15 protein-coding genes and 1 other RNA gene are annotated in these 15,597 nt (G+C 35.7%); 3 read left to right on the forward strand and 13 right to left on the reverse strand.

The window, feature by feature from the left end; all coding sequences use genetic code 11:
- Positions 1-107: 107 nt before the first annotated feature.
- From ACIGHG_RS00135 to ACIGHG_RS00180, 10 genes are all read right to left on the reverse strand, one after another.
- Entirely contained in the window at positions 108-941 is an 834-nt protein-coding gene (locus ACIGHG_RS00135) for a DUF2262 domain-containing protein (protein WP_336471812.1), read from the reverse strand.
- A gap of 261 nt (positions 942-1,202) precedes the next feature.
- Entirely contained in the window at positions 1,203-2,720 is a 1,518-nt protein-coding gene (locus tag ACIGHG_RS00140) for a carboxypeptidase M32 (protein WP_396546594.1), read from the reverse strand.
- Between the two features lie 93 nt (positions 2,721-2,813).
- Entirely contained in the window at positions 2,814-4,751 is a 1,938-nt protein-coding gene (locus tag ACIGHG_RS00145; protein WP_090912468.1) for an ATP-dependent DNA helicase, read from the reverse strand.
- Between the two features lie 131 nt (positions 4,752-4,882).
- Positions 4,883-5,068: a DUF3921 family protein gene (locus ACIGHG_RS00150; RefSeq protein ID WP_336471665.1), complete on the reverse strand. Its 186-nt coding sequence runs from the start codon at positions 5,066-5,068 to the stop codon at positions 4,883-4,885.
- Positions 5,069-5,131: 63 nt separating this feature from the next.
- Positions 5,132-6,268 (reverse strand): THUMP domain-containing class I SAM-dependent RNA methyltransferase, encoded by a 1,137-nt coding sequence (locus ACIGHG_RS00155; RefSeq protein WP_336471664.1) that lies wholly within the window; start codon positions 6,266-6,268, stop codon positions 5,132-5,134.
- A 233-nt stretch (positions 6,269-6,501) separates the two neighbouring features.
- An RNA gene (rnpB, locus tag ACIGHG_RS00160) (RNase P RNA component class B) lies at positions 6,502-6,892 on the reverse strand.
- Between the two features lie 87 nt (positions 6,893-6,979).
- Complete coding sequence (gene gpsB / locus ACIGHG_RS00165) at positions 6,980-7,321, reverse strand: cell division regulator GpsB (RefSeq protein ID WP_090912474.1); 342 nt, start codon at positions 7,319-7,321, stop codon at positions 6,980-6,982.
- 72 nt (positions 7,322-7,393) lie between these two features.
- Entirely contained in the window at positions 7,394-7,948 is a 555-nt protein-coding gene (locus ACIGHG_RS00170) for an SLOG family protein (protein WP_336471663.1), read from the reverse strand.
- A gap of 63 nt (positions 7,949-8,011) precedes the next feature.
- Positions 8,012-8,485 carry a CotD family spore coat protein gene (locus ACIGHG_RS00175; RefSeq protein WP_336471662.1) on the reverse strand — a complete coding sequence of 158 codons (474 nt, stop codon included), beginning with the start codon at positions 8,483-8,485 and terminating at the stop codon, positions 8,012-8,014.
- 448 nt (positions 8,486-8,933) lie between these two features.
- On the reverse strand, positions 8,934-9,353 hold the full coding sequence (locus tag ACIGHG_RS00180; RefSeq protein ID WP_336471661.1) for a YppG family protein: 420 nt from the start codon (positions 9,351-9,353) through the stop codon (positions 8,934-8,936).
- Positions 9,354-9,668: 315 nt separating this feature from the next.
- Here ACIGHG_RS00180 and ACIGHG_RS00185 point away from each other — a divergent pair, with 315 nt between their 5' ends.
- Positions 9,669-9,878, forward strand: a complete 210-nt coding sequence (locus ACIGHG_RS00185) for a YppF family protein (protein WP_090912482.1) — start codon at positions 9,669-9,671, stop codon at positions 9,876-9,878.
- 25 nt (positions 9,879-9,903) lie between these two features.
- Here ACIGHG_RS00185 and ACIGHG_RS00190 read toward each other — a convergent pair whose 3' ends face one another.
- The 3 genes from ACIGHG_RS00190 to ACIGHG_RS00200 form a co-directional block, all read right to left on the reverse strand.
- Positions 9,904-10,254: a YppE family protein gene (locus ACIGHG_RS00190; RefSeq protein WP_396546599.1), complete on the reverse strand. Its 351-nt coding sequence runs from the start codon at positions 10,252-10,254 to the stop codon at positions 9,904-9,906.
- A gap of 13 nt (positions 10,255-10,267) precedes the next feature.
- Positions 10,268-10,510, reverse strand: coding sequence for a hypothetical protein (locus ACIGHG_RS00195; RefSeq protein WP_090912486.1), 243 nt, complete (start codon positions 10,508-10,510; stop codon positions 10,268-10,270).
- Positions 10,511-11,240: 730 nt separating this feature from the next.
- On the reverse strand, positions 11,241-12,242 hold the full coding sequence (locus ACIGHG_RS00200) for a DUF2515 domain-containing protein (protein ID WP_396546601.1): 1,002 nt from the start codon (positions 12,240-12,242) through the stop codon (positions 11,241-11,243).
- A gap of 103 nt (positions 12,243-12,345) precedes the next feature.
- Between ACIGHG_RS00200 and recU the strand changes: the two genes are divergently transcribed.
- Complete coding sequence (gene recU / locus ACIGHG_RS00205; protein WP_090912490.1) at positions 12,346-12,951, forward strand: Holliday junction resolvase RecU; 606 nt, start codon at positions 12,346-12,348, stop codon at positions 12,949-12,951.
- A 65-nt stretch (positions 12,952-13,016) separates the two neighbouring features.
- Complete coding sequence (locus ACIGHG_RS00210) at positions 13,017-15,581, forward strand: PBP1A family penicillin-binding protein (RefSeq protein WP_396546603.1); 2,565 nt, start codon at positions 13,017-13,019, stop codon at positions 15,579-15,581.
- Positions 15,582-15,597 lie beyond the last annotated feature (16 nt).

The following is a 15,597-nucleotide window of genomic DNA, read 5'->3' on the forward strand; positions in this document are numbered from 1 at the left end:
AAAATTTGCTTCTATTTAGAAAAAATGTACCTGATTATGAATTAACTCAACTACAAATGATAAGTCATTCATTTTTTTATTTCTCACCAATCATTCACTTCACACATTTATCCTGCAATATCAGCCGAATTAAGAATCCCATTAATATTTCCATCTACAATGATACAATGTCCCAAAAACATATCTCCATCAAAGAAGAACATCTCAAAATCACCTTCCGGATAAACACTTATGCTGTCTAGTTTCATTAAATCCATAAACATTTCTTTTGTAATCTCATTGATCTCTTCTTCATCATAATCCTGTAGCCAATCATTTGCTAATTCCACTAGTTCTTCTGAAGCATACATTTTAATTTTCTTGTTCCATTCATCTTGCTCCTTGAAAAGTACATATGCTGTTTCCAACGCAGACTTCATATTATTCTGGTCTTCATCCCAATCAAAATACAAATTGCATTCTTCACCAGCCCAAGAAATTCTCTTTTCAAAAACTTTAACTCTTTTATTTAGGAAAAATTCGCCGAACATCTCATCATTATAGTAAACCGGCTTCATCGAATCTTGTAATATTATCTCCAACTCATCATCTCTATATAGAGTTTCCAGAACCTTGACAAGCATCATCGAATTTTCTGCTCTACGCACCTGTAATCTCACAACTGCATTCTCTTTTAAAACTTCTCTTGATTGTTTCAATTCTTCATCATCAACTAACCATTCAAGTCGTAGCTCTTCTTTTATAACAGTTTCATTGTTATATAAATCTTTCCATGCAATCAAATTAATTGACGCAGTCCATAAAATGTCGCTACCTGCTTTTCCCGCACCAATTCCCGATGCCCCTGTGACAGCTGCCACCTCAATAACATTTTCTGTGAATTTTTTCTCAAATCTACTTTTTTCACTTGATTTACTCAATTTATCACACAATCCCTTCATCACGCTCAAGCACAAATCATATTGAAAGTACTTTACGAGTTTTCCTGTTTTATTTTAATTGTACATTTAGAAGCATATTCGATATATGTAAACTAGTTCCCTGTACGTTAAAGAAGCCGTTATTTATTTTACTATCTTTTTATTTTTTAACTTGATGAACATGAGGTCAAATAAATCATTCTAAGAAACTCAAAGCAACACACATACAGTAAAATGTTAATTCATAAAAAGGAGCCACATATATGCAGCTCCTTTTCCTTTTTATAATTCATAAATTTCTTTATACTTCGCCTCTAAATAATCCGCTAAATAGTTCGCATTCAATCCTTCACCCGTTACATCTTGTAAAATTTCTAAAGGCTTCTTCATCTTTCCATATTGGTGAATGTTTTTTGTTAACCATTCACGAATTGGTGTCACGTTCCCTTCCTCTAGTAATGCATCAAAGTTCGGAATCTCTTCTAACATCTTATGTTTAAATTGCGCTGCATACATATAGCCAAGTGCATAGGACGGGAAATATCCAAATGAGCCACCAGACCAGTGAACATCTTGCAATACACCTTGTGCATCATTTGCCGTGCGAATACCTAAATAATTCTCCATCTTGTCATTCCATGCTGCTGGTAAGTCTTTTACTTGTAATGTGCCATCAAACAATTCTTTCTCCAATTCATAACGCACCATAACATGGAGTGGATATGTAAGTTCATCCGCTTCAATTCGAATAAAAGAAGGTTTTGACTCATTGATTGCATCGTAGAATTCATCTACTGATACATCTTCAAATTGGCCATTACTAAATTGTTTCAATAGATCATAATTTTTCTTCCAGAATGATTTATTCCGGCCAATAAAATTTTCGAAAAATAGAGACTGTGACTCATGAATCCCCATCGATGTCCCTTCACAAAGTGGCGTTCCTTCCAATTTTTCTGAAATATTTTGTTCATATACAGCATGTCCACATTCATGAATCGTTCCGAAAACTGCCATGCGGAAGTCATTCTCATCATAACGAGTCGTAATCCGAACATCGCCTCTATTTAATGTAACTTCAAAAGGATGTACCGTTTCGTCAAGACGACCAGCTTCAAAATTATAGTTTAATTGCTTTAATAACTCTACAGTAAAATTCTCTTGTTGTTCTTTTGAAAAATGCTCAAATAAACCATTTGTTTTTAACTCTTTTTTAGACTCAGAAATTTTTTTCACAAGCGGAACAATACGCTCACGCAGTTGTCCAAACACACGATCTAATACTTCTACTGTAACACCTGGTTCATATATATCTAATAATGTATTGTATTTGTATGTATCATAACCCCAATATGAAATGAATTTCTTTTTATATTCAACAATTTTTTCTAAATATGGACGGAACATTTCAAAATCAGATTTTTCACGTGCTTCTTCCCATACACTCTCTGCTTTTGCTTCTAATTTCACATAAGCTTCATATTCAGCCTGTGGAATTTTTTTATTTCGATCATATTCTTTACGGCACTCTTCTACAATTTTTTTTGTAGTTTCACAAATTTTATTTTCAGAAATTAAAGTCTCTAATTCATTTAAATAATTGCCCATTTCATCAGAAGTTGATAATGCGAATACTTCTGATGAAAGCGTCCCGATTACTTCAGAGCGCTGATCGACACCTTTCTTTGGTGCCCCTGTTCGTAAATCCCAAAATATTAGACTTAACGCTTCCCCATAATTTTCTATCTTTTTCACATATGCTAAAAATTCTTTTTCTACTTCATATGCAGTAATCGTCATATTATAAAAACCTCCTTTTTCTACCTCAACCTTATTTCGACATAAACATAGAAATCCCTTTTCAAATAGAAAAAAAGCTTGGCAATCGCCAAGCTATAGCACTGTACCTTCTACTGGAAGTACTTTTTTCACAGCCTCTATCACTTTTTCATTTTCATTATCTGACAAGAATAACGAAATCGTACCCTTATCTTCACTCGTACGAATTAAACGACCAATTCCTTGACGAAGACGTAAAATCATATACGGTACATCAACCTCCCAGAACGGATCATTTACGTGCTTACGCTTCGCTTCAAATACAGGATCATTTGGAGGGAACGGAAGCGACCAAATCATAACGTGAGATAGTGAAGAACCTGGAATGTCTAGACCTTCCCATAAATGAACTGCACATAATACCGTTTCTTCTTCATTTTGGAAACGAGAAACAAGCTGACTAATCTCTTGATCTCCTTCATATAAAAACGGTACTGACATTTGTTCTTTCCCTACATATTCTTTAAATGCTAATAACTCTTGTTTTGTACGGAATAAAATCAATGTGCGTCCATTTGTTTTTTGGATTTCTTCTAATGCATACTGACATTTTTTTTCCCATTCGTTCTCTTTTGCATATGTTGGTAAGTACACTTTCATCTGCTCTTCATATTCGAACGGAGAAGCAACTGAAAATGATAAATAATCTTTTACCCCTAAACTATTTGCAGTAAATGCAAATGAATTATTTTCTGATAATGTTGCAGACGAGAAGATGTACGGAATTTTTTTGGAGAATACTTTTTCTTGTAGTACTTCCTCTACAGCACGCGGCATAATCACAAGTGTAAAGTCGCCATCGCTTTCTTCTCCCCACGTAATTACATTTTTCTCATGCATAAACAAACGTAATGAGTGCTCTAATACATCTAAATGCTCATCAACAATATTTAAATCATATGTGTTTACTGTGTACATTTCACTTTCAAAAACTAGCGCATCGCCGACTTCAGAGATTTTTGCATATAGACGTTTTGCTTCTTTCATGACTTTTTCTGTTAATTGAATTTCTAAACGATCAGAACCAGCAATTTCCTTCTTACTTTCTTTGAGTGTTTCAAAAAACTGTTCTGTTTGCCAAATTGTTTCTTCTACTAAATAAGCAAACTCTTCGCGAACATCATTTTGCAGTAATCTTGTTAAAAGTTGTTCCATCATCGTTTGTTTTAAGCGATATGTCAATGCTTTTTGCGCTGCATATTCTACAAGATGACCTTCATCAAAGACAACGCAGCTACTTTCTGGCAACAATGGCATTTGCCCTTCACGTTTACGTGCTTCATATGTCCAAATATGATCCATATAGAAATCTTGCGAACAAATAATTAAATCTGCTGCTTTACGATAATGTTCACGAGATAATGTTTGTCCGCAGCGATGACGGGATTCACATGTAAAACAATCTTGGAAATAATCCCACGATACTTTAGACCATTCTTCATCGTTTAATAGCGGAAATTCTTTTCGATCGCCGTAATGAGTAAAGTTTTGCATCGTTCCATGATCAAATACAAATTGTGGCAATTCATAATATAAATCTTCAATTACTTCCGGAGCTCGTCCACTCATTACATCTTCAAGTTTACGTAAACATAAATAATTATCCATTGATTTAGCTAGCCGTACATCAACTGATAACCCTAATGCTTCTGATAATTTCGCAATGTCCCCTTCTTCTTTTACTAGCTGTTCAATTAATGTTTCGTCTGCACAAGCAATAATAGCTGGTTTCCCTGTATAGCGTGCATAACAAATTGCATATAGAAGATATACAATTGTTTTTCCTGTTCCAACACCCGCTTCAGCAAACATTACTTTCTTCTCTTGAAATGCTCGTTCTAATTGAAACGCCATAAAAATTTGCTCGTCACGCTCTTCAAATCCCTTTTCTGGTAAAACGTCGTAAAAAACGTCTCCAATCCATTCATTTAACTTGTCGAAAAAATTATCTTGTTTCCCCACTTCAAATGGCAGCTTCTGCTTCGTAAACATGCTATTCCTCCAACTACATAATTTCTATATAAAAAGACAGAGCAACCACTCATAAAAAGAGTAGTTGCTGTTTTCTTGTTGCTTGCATAACAAATGATTGAAAAAAGTTTTCCTAGATGCAGGAAAACTTTTCACCCTATCAATGATTTTAAATACCGTTTATCAATTAAAGTTTCATGTGATAAAGCTGATAAAAACTCTTCACGTGCTCTTTGGAATTCATGATCCGCTACGCCGTGAAGGTTTACTTCTTTTTCTAATTCATCATGCGTTCGATGAATAGCCTTTTGAATCATAGAAAATTGCAAACCATCCATTAGCGCTTCCTCCTTTAGATTATCGCATAATAGCAAGTATATGCGTTCTAAAGAAGTTTTATACTAATCACGCGGCGGACGTTTACCAAAATACTGATAGTAATCAGTACGAATAAATCCATTAAATAACTTTCGTTTCTTTGATGCATCTTTACCGTACCATTTCTCAAACTCCGGATGGCTTGTTAATACATATAAAGACCAAGTATCTAACGGCTTAAATGCCTGTCCCATCTCCGCATACATTTTTTCAACAAGAGGCTTTTCACTTAAACGCTCTCCGTATGGAGGATTCGTCACCACGTAACCATATTCCTCTTTTGTCCCAAAATCTTTTACTTGCATTTGCTTAAATGTAATAAGATCACCAAGTCCTACTTCATCAGCATTATCCTGAGCAACTTGTACCATACGATGATCAATGTCTGATCCGATAATTTGAAGTGGTTGATCGTAGTTTGCTAAGTCTTCTACTTCTTCACGAGCTATGCGCCAGTTGTCTTTACCAACCCAACCCCAACCATCAGAAGCAAAGTCACGGTTAAAGCCTGGAGCAATATTTTGACCAATTAACGCTGCTTCCAGTGGAATTGTTCCAGAACCGCAAAAAGGATCTACAAATGGGCGATCTGGCTTCCAGTTTGTTAGCATAACTAACGAAGCTGCCAACGTTTCTTTTAACGGTGCATCCCCTTGTCCAACGCGGTATCCACGCTTATGAAGACCAACACCACTTGCATCAATTGTCAACGTTGCCACATCTTTTAATAATGCGACTTCAATTCGAAATAGCGGGCCGTTCTCTTCGAACCATGTTGTACGTTTATATGTACTTTTCAATTTTTCAACGACTGCTTTTTTTACGATACTTTGACAGTCCGGTACACTAAATAAAGTAGATTTGATCGATTTACCGATAACAGGAAATTCTCCATTTTCCGGAATGTAATCGCCCCAATTTAACGCCTTTGTTTTTTCAAATAACTCATCAAATGTTGTTGCCTTAAATTCACCAACTTTAATTTTCACACGATCCGCTGTACGGAGCCATAGATTACTGCGACAAATTGCTTTTTCGTCCGCTTCAAATATTACTTTCCCATTATCTACCTGGCATTCATAACCGAGACTGCGAACTTCCCTTGCAACAAGCGCTTCAATCCCCATTGCAGCAGTTGCAATTAAAGTAACTTTTCCCATCTTCATTCTCCTCATTAAGTAAAGTGAAACTTCCTTTCGTGAGCGCTCTTCTCACGAAAAGTTAGTTGACCAATCGGGCTCTTATAGAAGGTTTCATAAGATACAAAAAATACCGCCTATTTGAGCGGATAAAACTTCTTTACCATTTTAACTCATATTAGAACACTTCATACAAATAAAAAGCTCTCCTCTTACAAAGGAGAGCTGAACAAACTCATGATTGGTTCATAACGTTCTGTAAGCCATGTTCTGTACCTTTGTACTGCAAACGGCCCACGCCTCGTACTCCGGTGGCAATCATCTATCTACAGAGCAAAATTGCATCTGTCCTTTCCCATCGTTCATTTCCTTAGGAAAAGTTCCCCTACCAATATTTGGGTTTCTCGCTCGTGGGGTTTACCTCGTTCCACTCCCGTCATTTCTTCCGGGACTTCGTCACTGTGGCACTTTAAAGGTAGTCAAACCATATCCCATGGACTTAGGTTTTTTCCCTGCCGTTAATCCAGCTTTACGCCAAATTACCCTAGCTTATGACTTCGCTAGGCACGAACACTACGACCATCTCAGGTCGTGCGAGCATGGACTTTCCTCTACAACAAAACGTTGCAGCGATTACCCAAACGTTATGACATGGATTAGTATAGTGGAAACATAAATATTTTGCAACATTTTTTATACGGAAAATGCTGCGAACTTATTTATTCTCTTCCATTACTCGTACAATTTACTTCCAAATACAGCTTTCTCCAAATTCGACAGACGTTTTAAAATGTCTGTATTTGTATTGTTATATACTGGTTGTGGAGTAGAAATTGGAGATGGCGTTGGTTGTACTTGTACACTCAATGCTTTTTGTTTTTGTTCTTCCAATTCTTGTTGTAAACGAGCATTCTGTTGCTTTAATTGCTCAACTTCCTTATGAAATGCTTCATAGTCCTTAATAATTAGATCTAAAAACTTATCAACTTCTTCTTGTTGATATCCTCGCATTCCCGTTTTAAACTCTTTTTCTAAAATATCTTTTGCTGTTAACTTAATTTTATCAGAAATCATTCATTCCACCTCAAGTCTCTTTACCAAAACTTTCATTACTTAAATTTTTTCAGAAACAGTCCATTTTGTCAATCATATATCTTTATTCCACTGCTCTTCTTCTATTATATCTTGTAAATCAGAAAAAAGTATGAAATAACATTGATAATTTTGTGTTTCTGCTTTTTTCCTTCCTATTTCCACCATATATTTAGGACTTCCTGGTTTTTCTTCATCATACATAGCAAGCAGGGCATCACTTTTTTCAATAAAAAATTGATTTTTTAAACGGAATTGCTCCGGGCTTTCATACTTTCGCTTTGTTATACTATCTACATGATCCGCTTGCGAAAGAATGAATTCGTAATATTCCCTATTATTTTCTTTCCAATTTTCTTCCTGCTCTAAAAAAGGGGTAAATATAGCTAATTTTAAATCTGGGTATTCCAATTGCAAATCAAAGACTACTTCAGCTGTCCATAACTCTACTCCTAATTGCCCACTAATAATTACCCATTCTAATCCTTCTTCTAACAAAGAAAGTAATCTTTTTTGCACCGCTTTTTTTATGTATTCCACACCGGGATGTTCATTTGAAAAAAGACCCAGTTCAAATGGTTTATATCCTGTAACAGCTACAACTTTCAATATAAAACGCCCCTTTTCCTTTCAAAAAAAAGAACTAGCAATTTGCTAGTTCTAGCATAGCACTTACTTTTTAAACATGCCACCTACATTTGGTCCCATGTTAGGTGCTGGTGATACAGCTGGGCTCACATTCGGACCAAATGGTGATATTTGTGGACCGCATGGGGCACATCCGCCGAATCCTCCAACTCCAGGGCCAGGTCCGCCAAATCCTCCAACTCCAGGACCAGGTCCACCAAATCCTCCAACTCCAGGGCCAGGTCCGCCAAACCCTCCAACTCCAGGGCCAGGTCCACCAAACCCTCCAACAAAAGTTGGAGGAGCAGGTTGTATAACATTCACGTTAGATTGTGTTTGTGGAAAATAATGTTGCGCCTGTACTACTTGATGGTGAACGTGTTTCATATGCGTTGGATGGATATAAGGTACAACCGTTTTTGAAAATGTGTGTGTTTCACAACATTTTGTCGGACACACAACTGGAGGTGTTGTTGTAACTGGGCTCAGTCCTCCAAAACAAGGATGACAATGATACATAGTGTTTCTCCCCTCTCACAAATTGAAAATAACCTTACATTTTACAATATGTGAAAAGAGTAAAAGCCGTTTGTTACAAACACCTATTTGTATACTGGAAATTTGTCTATAAAAATTGTTTGAAGTTTGTGAAAATAAAAACAGTTAATGTAATCATGACAAAAAACAAAAGTAAGATAACTTTCTTCACATTCGCCCTCTCCATACATTATATTTTTAATGCTACTGTCATTGTAAAATGGATAGGAGGTCCGAACAACTATTTTTTACGACATTTCATATGCAAAATTTTACATTTGTTAATCTCCATATATTAAAATGTTTTAAAACATTCTCCTTTAACCTTTTACACATATCTTCCTATATAAAGGACTCAAAAAAACTCCCCGTATGAGCTCTATTTGTTCAACTAACCTTTCATGGAAAAAGCGTCTATGACAGATTAATTTCATTTCATAAAAAAGCCCCCTACTTGTTTAACGATACCGGTAATTTGGTTCATTGTATTCATCATTTGGCCTGCAGTACCCATCATTTTATTAATGTCATAGTTTCCATCAGATGTTTTAAACTGCGACATCAAACTAGAAAATTGACTTGGCTGTTGTTTGGTATAGTTTTGTTTATTCATCATTGGATATGGTGTATGTGGATGAAAAGAAGATTGAATAGGTTGTTTCGGTGGATAAAACATCGGCTGATTCATATGCGGAAGTTGAAAAGGTTGAAAATAATTATTGTAATTCATATAGTAAGGCATAAAAGGATACATATTATAACGTAAGTATGGGTCTTGTTCATTCTGATACATGTTATAGCGTAAGTATGGGTCTTGCTCATTCTGATACATGTTAGAATGTTGAAACATGCATTCTCCCTCCTCTAACGGTTTTCTATATAGTTAGAATATGAAATCAAAAAGAAAATGTGTAATTATCCTATAAGTTGAAAAATTTGATGGGAAGTGCGTTATCTACCACTGAGAGGATCTCAACATGTTAGCAGTTATCCTCTGCTTTTTTCTTTCACTAAAAGTTTGAAATACGGTGCTTACTACCACGAATAGCGAGATAATGTAATACAAACCATAATTTTGAAGAAATTTAAATTTTCGAAAAATAAAAAAGTAAGCGTTTGTATGCTACCATTAAATAGAAAAGATTCTTATGGGGGAGGAATCAACATGGTATTAGGGGATTTAAAACAAGAATTCATCGTAAAAAAGGGGTATGAACCTGAAGATTTGAATGAGTTACTTGATTTTGCAAGACATTCTTACCTACAAGGGAGAATTTGTTTATCACAGTATAGAAGTGTAATACGTGAATTAGAAGCAATAGGGGCTACAAAACCAACTTACGAAACAGAAAAAGATATTATAACAGAAGCATAAAAATAAGAGGGGCTTTCCCCTCTTATTACTTACATTGTTCTAAAATATTTTGTAATGTATAATGAATTGCTTGATGCGTTTCAAAAAAACGTTTTCCATTCATTTTCTTGGCAAAGCACTGTAAAGAATTATTTTGTAAATTTGTACATACTTGTTCAATTTGCTGTACATGTATGTATTTAGGCCTTGTACGCTGCAACCAATCCGAAGCAAGTTGTTTCCACTCTTCTAAGTTTTGATCCACTATAGATACGAATGGCTTTATATCCTGATAAAAGTCAAGTTCACATTCTTCACTTGCTCTTTTTTTTATAATGGTTTCGTCATTATACTCAATTAGTTTTTTTGTTAATTCAATCAATATTATATCTTCCACTATTCCCACCCACTTATATACTAACGGCTACTACTTGAAACGTTTGTACCCAGTTACCTTTCTCTTTATGATTCAATAATTTCGTTTCCATATGCTTCATATGCATTTCCATTACCTCTACTTTATTAACTATAAATTCTCTTTTATCCTTAAGCGCATGATCAACCCTAAGCGACACGTTCATTTCAAGCAAATCAAGAGTATTTAACATCTGATCCATCTTTTTCATTACATCTTCTTTCTGAACCATTTTCATCTTCAATACGCCTCCCTCTTTGCTTTTTCTTTGTCATGTTAATTCGCCAGCCCTGTTTTTACTCCTGCGTGCTTGACAAAACTAGTTGTAATTCGGCAAAGAAAGTGATTTTTTGTATGAAGTTTATGAAAGTGGCAACAATACGAAAGGGAGGTGTCGACATTGGCTAAAAACAAAAATGAAAACAATAAAAAACAACCTCAAAACAAACAAAATAAACCAGAAACAGGAAATCCAAAATTAGACGGTCCAAATTTCCCTGCGACATAAAGTGAAACTTCCTTTCATGGACGTCTTTCCCATGAAAGGTTAGTTGAACCAATCGCTCTTACGGGTGGTTTGCTTTCCGCTCACACTTCTTACCAACCGTTTGAGCGGGGTAAAGTGAAACTTCCTTTCATGGACGCCTTTCCCATGAAAGGTTAGTTGAACCAATCGGGCTCTTACGGGTGGTTTGGTTTGCTTTCCTTCCCGCTCATACTTCTTACCAACCGTTTGAGCGGGGTAAAGTGAAACTTCCTTTCATGGACGCTTTTCCCATGAAAGGTTAGTTGAACCAATCGGGCTTTTACGGGTGGTTTGCTTTCCTTCCCGCTCACACTTCTTATCAACCGGGCTCTTACAGTTGGTTTAAATCCCGCTTTCCACAAAGCGGGATTTTTTTATTATATCATAACCTTACTTTATTGAAATACAGACATTCTGCTCTCTCTTTTCTAAATATCCCATGCTAAAAGAGGCTATTTAATGAGGCAAAGAAATGTAATTGCTTCTGTTTATGTAAAAACCATTCTGTCATTTCAACTTCTTCTTTCGGTTCTTCAAATAAAAACAGCTTTTCTACATCAACTCCTGTCTGAAACCAATCTTTCTCTGCCTTACGGTGATGAAAAACAACAGAAAATACATCACGAAGCTGCGGCGTATTTTGTTCCTTAGATAAAATAAAATATTGTTCATAATCGAATCTTGATCCCGTGTGAACTGTTTGAGAAGAAAATGTATAAAAGAACTCCTTATAAGTTGGATGAAACAACAACCATGATAATCGTTTTCCTAACTCAATTCTCTTTGTTAATGTTTCAAATTGATGTACAGAAAAACCGTATAATTCCCCAGTTATTGTCGGAAATATTACTGCACTAAAATGAAATAACTCCTGAAATTTAAACATTAATGTTTGAAAAATGTGCTTTTGATAAAAAGGATGCTCAATTATAGGTTTTTGAATGATACATTGTTCATTAATAATAAGAGCTGTCATAAGTCTTTCTTCATTTTTTTGATGCCAAAAGCGAGACCATTCTCCTTCCATAAATACCGAAACAGAAAACATTTGTAATAAATGAAACAAGGACTTTTTCATTCGTTTACTATATTCGTACAATAACAACTGTGGGTACGCATCTAAAAAAATAAGCCAATTGGCACGTTCATATGTAAGAAATAATTGTTTACGTATCTCCTTAGATAAAACTTTTGGATAATATTTTCCTTCTAAATCTGTCATATTCCAGCCTGCATTTCGAGACACCATACTCGCTAAAAACGACCAACGAATTTCTTTATTACATTCATAATACCTCTGATAAGCTTTCGTACGTGAAATGTTATCAGCATTCGCAAGAATCGTCTGTTGCTGAATATGGCTGATAAGCTCTTTTTCTTCATTCGTATAAGAAGAAACTTTCCTTTCTTGTTTTATTTTTTCATATGTACTTTGTGCACACAAAATAATCTCACCTCGTATCTATTTAAAAAAATAGCCTATTTTTTATTTTTTTTGATATAATCACCTTTGTAAGTGATTCTATGCAATTTGGAGTGGACAAAATATGACCATTCGTTACCCAAACGGAAGAAAGTATACGCAAACTCAACCAACTCACAACCTGTCACCTATCAGAAAACATACTTATAGTAACAGGGGAATGTCCCTTGAAGAGGAGCTGAATGAAACAAATCAATACTATTTAACTCACAATATTGCTTGTGTGCATAAAAAGCCGACCCCTCTTCAAATCGTAAAAGTCGATTATCCAAAACGAAGCGCTGCCGTAATTAAAGAAGCGTACTTTAAACAACCTTCTACAACTGATTACAACGGTGTATACAAAGGCAAGTACATTGATTTTGAAGCGAAAGAAACGAGAAATAAAACGAGCTTTCCTTTGCAAAACTTTCACCTTCATCAAATCAAGCATATGAAGGAAGTATTAGCTCATAGCGGAATTGCATTTGTTATTATTAAATTTACTCTTTACGATGAATTTTATTTATTGGAAGCAAAACATATCATTACATTTTGGGATCGACAAGAAGCTGGTGGGCGTAAATCCATTACAAAAGAAGAAATAGAAGAATATGGATATTTATTACAATGCGGTTATCACCCTCGCATTGATTATATTCATACACTAGACACACTTTATTTTTCATGATAGAGTCAACAATAAGGCTCATTTTTCGACTTTTGGGGAGAAAATGAAAGGTAGGAGAAAGTATAATGTCAGAAAATTATCGTTCTCGTGAAGAACGAAAACAAGTTCAAAAACAGAAAAAAGAACATTCTAAAAAAGAGCAACCAAAGAAAAAGAGTTCTTTTCTACGTAAATTTCTAATCGCTTGCTTATTAATCGGTATTGTGACACTAGTAGCGGGAGTTTCTGCTTTCTTTGTTATGGTAAAAGATGCTCCAAAACTAGATAAAGCAAAACTTGTAAATCCATTATCAACAAAATTTTATGATAAAGACGGAAAATTCATATATGAATATGGTGCTGAGAAGCGAACAAATGTCACATATGATCAAATTCCAAAAGTAGTAGAAAGTGCCTTCCTAGCTACAGAGGATTCTCGCTTTTACGAGCACAATGGGATTGATTTTAAGCGGACTGCCAAAGCGATCTTCGAAAACGTAACAGGTGATTTTGGTTCTCAAGGTGGTAGTACCATTACACAGCAAGTTATTAAAAACTATTTCTTAACAATGCAAAAAACAACGAAGCGTAAAGTACAAGAATGGTATTTAGCTTACAAACTAGAGCAGCAATATTCAAAACATGAAATTTTAGAAATGTACTTAAACAAAATTAACTTAGGTAACCGTTCTTACGGAATTGCAGCTGCTGCGCAAAATTATTACGGGAAAGATTTAAAAGATTTAAAATTAAACGAAGCAGCAATGCTGGCGGGATTACCACAAGGTCCTAATAATTATGATCCTACAAAGCCACAAAATGTGAAAGCTGCTACAGAACGACGCAACACTGTATTATATTTAATGAATAGACATGGCTATATTACAAAACAAGAGATGGAAGATGCAAAGAAAATTCCGGTAACAGAAGGTCTTAAGCCAGCTCAAGAAGCAACGCAAATGCCTTATCAAGGATTTATAGATGCTGCCATAAAAGAACTTGAAGCAGAAGATAAAGATGTGAACATTGGTTCTGATGGTCTTAGTATCCATCTAACATTAGATACAAAAGCTCAAGATTTTGCAGATAAAATGTTGAACACAGAAGAAATCATTAATTACCCGGATGAAAAATTCCAGGGTGCATTCGTATTTATGGATACGGAAACTGGTGAAGTTCGTGCACTCGGTAGCGGACGCGGTGAAAATAAAGCAACATTTAAAGGCCAAAATATGGCTATTGACATGCAGCGTCAAGTTGGTTCAACAATGAAACCAATCTTTGACTACGGTCCTGCTGTTGAATATAAGCAGTGGTCCACATATCATCAAGTTGACGATTCACCTTATAAATATTCAACAGGACAAGAGGTTCGAAATTTTGACAACGGTCATAAAGGCATGATGTCAATGCGTGATGCATTAGCACAATCACGTAACGTTCCAGCTGTAAAAATTGCGAATGCAGTCGGAAAAGATAAAGCACAAGCTTTTTCAGAAGGACTTGGCTTTACATTTGGATCAGATGGTGCGGTAGAATCAACAGCAATTGGTAGTAATCACTCTTCTCCTCTTACAGTTGCAGGAGCATATGCATCATTCGCAAGTGGCGGTGTATATCATAAACCACACTTCATCACAAAAGTTGTCTATCCTGATGGAAAAGAAGTAAACTTTACACCAAAAGGAAAACGAGTAATGAAAGATTCTACGGCATATATGGTTACTGATATGATGCGTAGTGTTGTGAATAATGGTACTGGTAAAGCAGCAAATATTCCTTCATTAGACGTTGCTGGTAAAACAGGGACAACAAACTATGACGCTAAAGATTTACTTAAGTATGATTTCCCTGCTTCCGCAAGTCCTGATAGTTGGTTTGCAGGCTATACACCACAATATACAATGGCTGTATGGACAGGATATAATAAACAAAGCGAAGGCTATATTGACAAAAATTCATCACCTATCGCACAGCGTATGTTTAAAGCGATGATGAGTGAATTTGGAAGTGATACAGCTCGTTTTGAAATGCCAAGTAGTGTAGAACGGATTAATAACGAACTTTATGTTAAAGGTGCGAAAAAAGATGATGTTCCAAAAATTAATGTAGATGCACCAGCTGGACTAAATGCATCATATGATGCTGCATCGCAGGCTATTGCATTAAGTTGGGCCGCTTCATCTGATTCAGACGTATCATACTCTCTAAGCTATAAAGGTAGTGACGGGTCTAGTGGCAGTCCAAAAATGAGTGGTACGAGCGCAACAATTAGCGGCGTAAAACCTGGTGTTACTTATACCATCACTCTTGTTGCGAAAAAGAGCGGTAGTTCTAGTGACGCAACAACTGCAACAGTAGTAGTGCCTGGTGGTGATACTAAGAAAAACACTGAGGAAGACGCAGCTAAGAAGAAAGCTGAAGATGACGCTAAGAAAAAAGCTGAAGATGATGCTAAGAAAGCTGAAGATGACGCTAGGAAAAAAGCTGAAGATGATGCTAAGAAGAAAGCTGAACAAGATAAACAAAATCAAGACCAAAACCAAAACCAAAATCAAAATAACGGAAATACCACACCGGGCGGAGGAACCACTCCAAATCCTCCGAACCCGAACCCAAATCCGAGTCCGAATCCATCACCTACACATTAATAAAAAAGAAGCCATT

The organism is Bacillus sp. NPDC077411, assembly GCF_044543425.1.
In the GTDB taxonomy this organism is placed as follows: domain Bacteria; phylum Bacillota; class Bacilli; order Bacillales; family Bacillaceae_G; genus Bacillus_A; species Bacillus_A bruguierae.

What these genes read in the sequence shown, in the direction of transcription:
- ACIGHG_RS00195 (WP_090912486.1), bottom strand. Translation starts at nt 10,510, where the DNA reads ATGAAAATGGTTCAGAAAGAAGATGTAATGAAAAAGATGGATCAGATG.
- ACIGHG_RS00140 (WP_396546594.1), bottom strand. Translation starts at nt 2,720, where the DNA reads ATGACGATTACTGCATATGAAGTAGAAAAAGAATTTTTAGCATATGTG.
- ACIGHG_RS00180 (WP_336471661.1), bottom strand. Translation starts at nt 9,353, where the DNA reads ATGTTTCAACATTCTAACATGTATCAGAATGAGCAAGACCCATACTTA.
- ACIGHG_RS00210 (WP_396546603.1), top strand. Translation starts at nt 13,017, where the DNA reads ATGTCAGAAAATTATCGTTCTCGTGAAGAACGAAAACAAGTTCAAAAA.
- ACIGHG_RS00135 (WP_336471812.1), bottom strand. Translation starts at nt 941, where the DNA reads ATGAAGGGATTGTGTGATAAATTGAGTAAATCAAGTGAAAAAAGTAGA.
- gpsB (WP_090912474.1), bottom strand. Translation starts at nt 7,321, where the DNA reads ATGATTTCTGATAAAATTAAGTTAACAGCAAAAGATATTTTAGAAAAA.
- ACIGHG_RS00150 (WP_336471665.1), bottom strand. Translation starts at nt 5,068, where the DNA reads ATGGATGGTTTGCAATTTTCTATGATTCAAAAGGCTATTCATCGAACG.
- ACIGHG_RS00155 (WP_336471664.1), bottom strand. Translation starts at nt 6,268, where the DNA reads ATGGGAAAAGTTACTTTAATTGCAACTGCTGCAATGGGGATTGAAGCG.
- ACIGHG_RS00175 (WP_336471662.1), bottom strand. Translation starts at nt 8,485, where the DNA reads ATGTATCATTGTCATCCTTGTTTTGGAGGACTGAGCCCAGTTACAACA.
- ACIGHG_RS00145 (WP_090912468.1), bottom strand. Translation starts at nt 4,751, where the DNA reads ATGTTTACGAAGCAGAAGCTGCCATTTGAAGTGGGGAAACAAGATAAT.
- recU (WP_090912490.1), top strand. Translation starts at nt 12,346, where the DNA reads ATGACCATTCGTTACCCAAACGGAAGAAAGTATACGCAAACTCAACCA.
- ACIGHG_RS00185 (WP_090912482.1), top strand. Translation starts at nt 9,669, where the DNA reads ATGGTATTAGGGGATTTAAAACAAGAATTCATCGTAAAAAAGGGGTAT.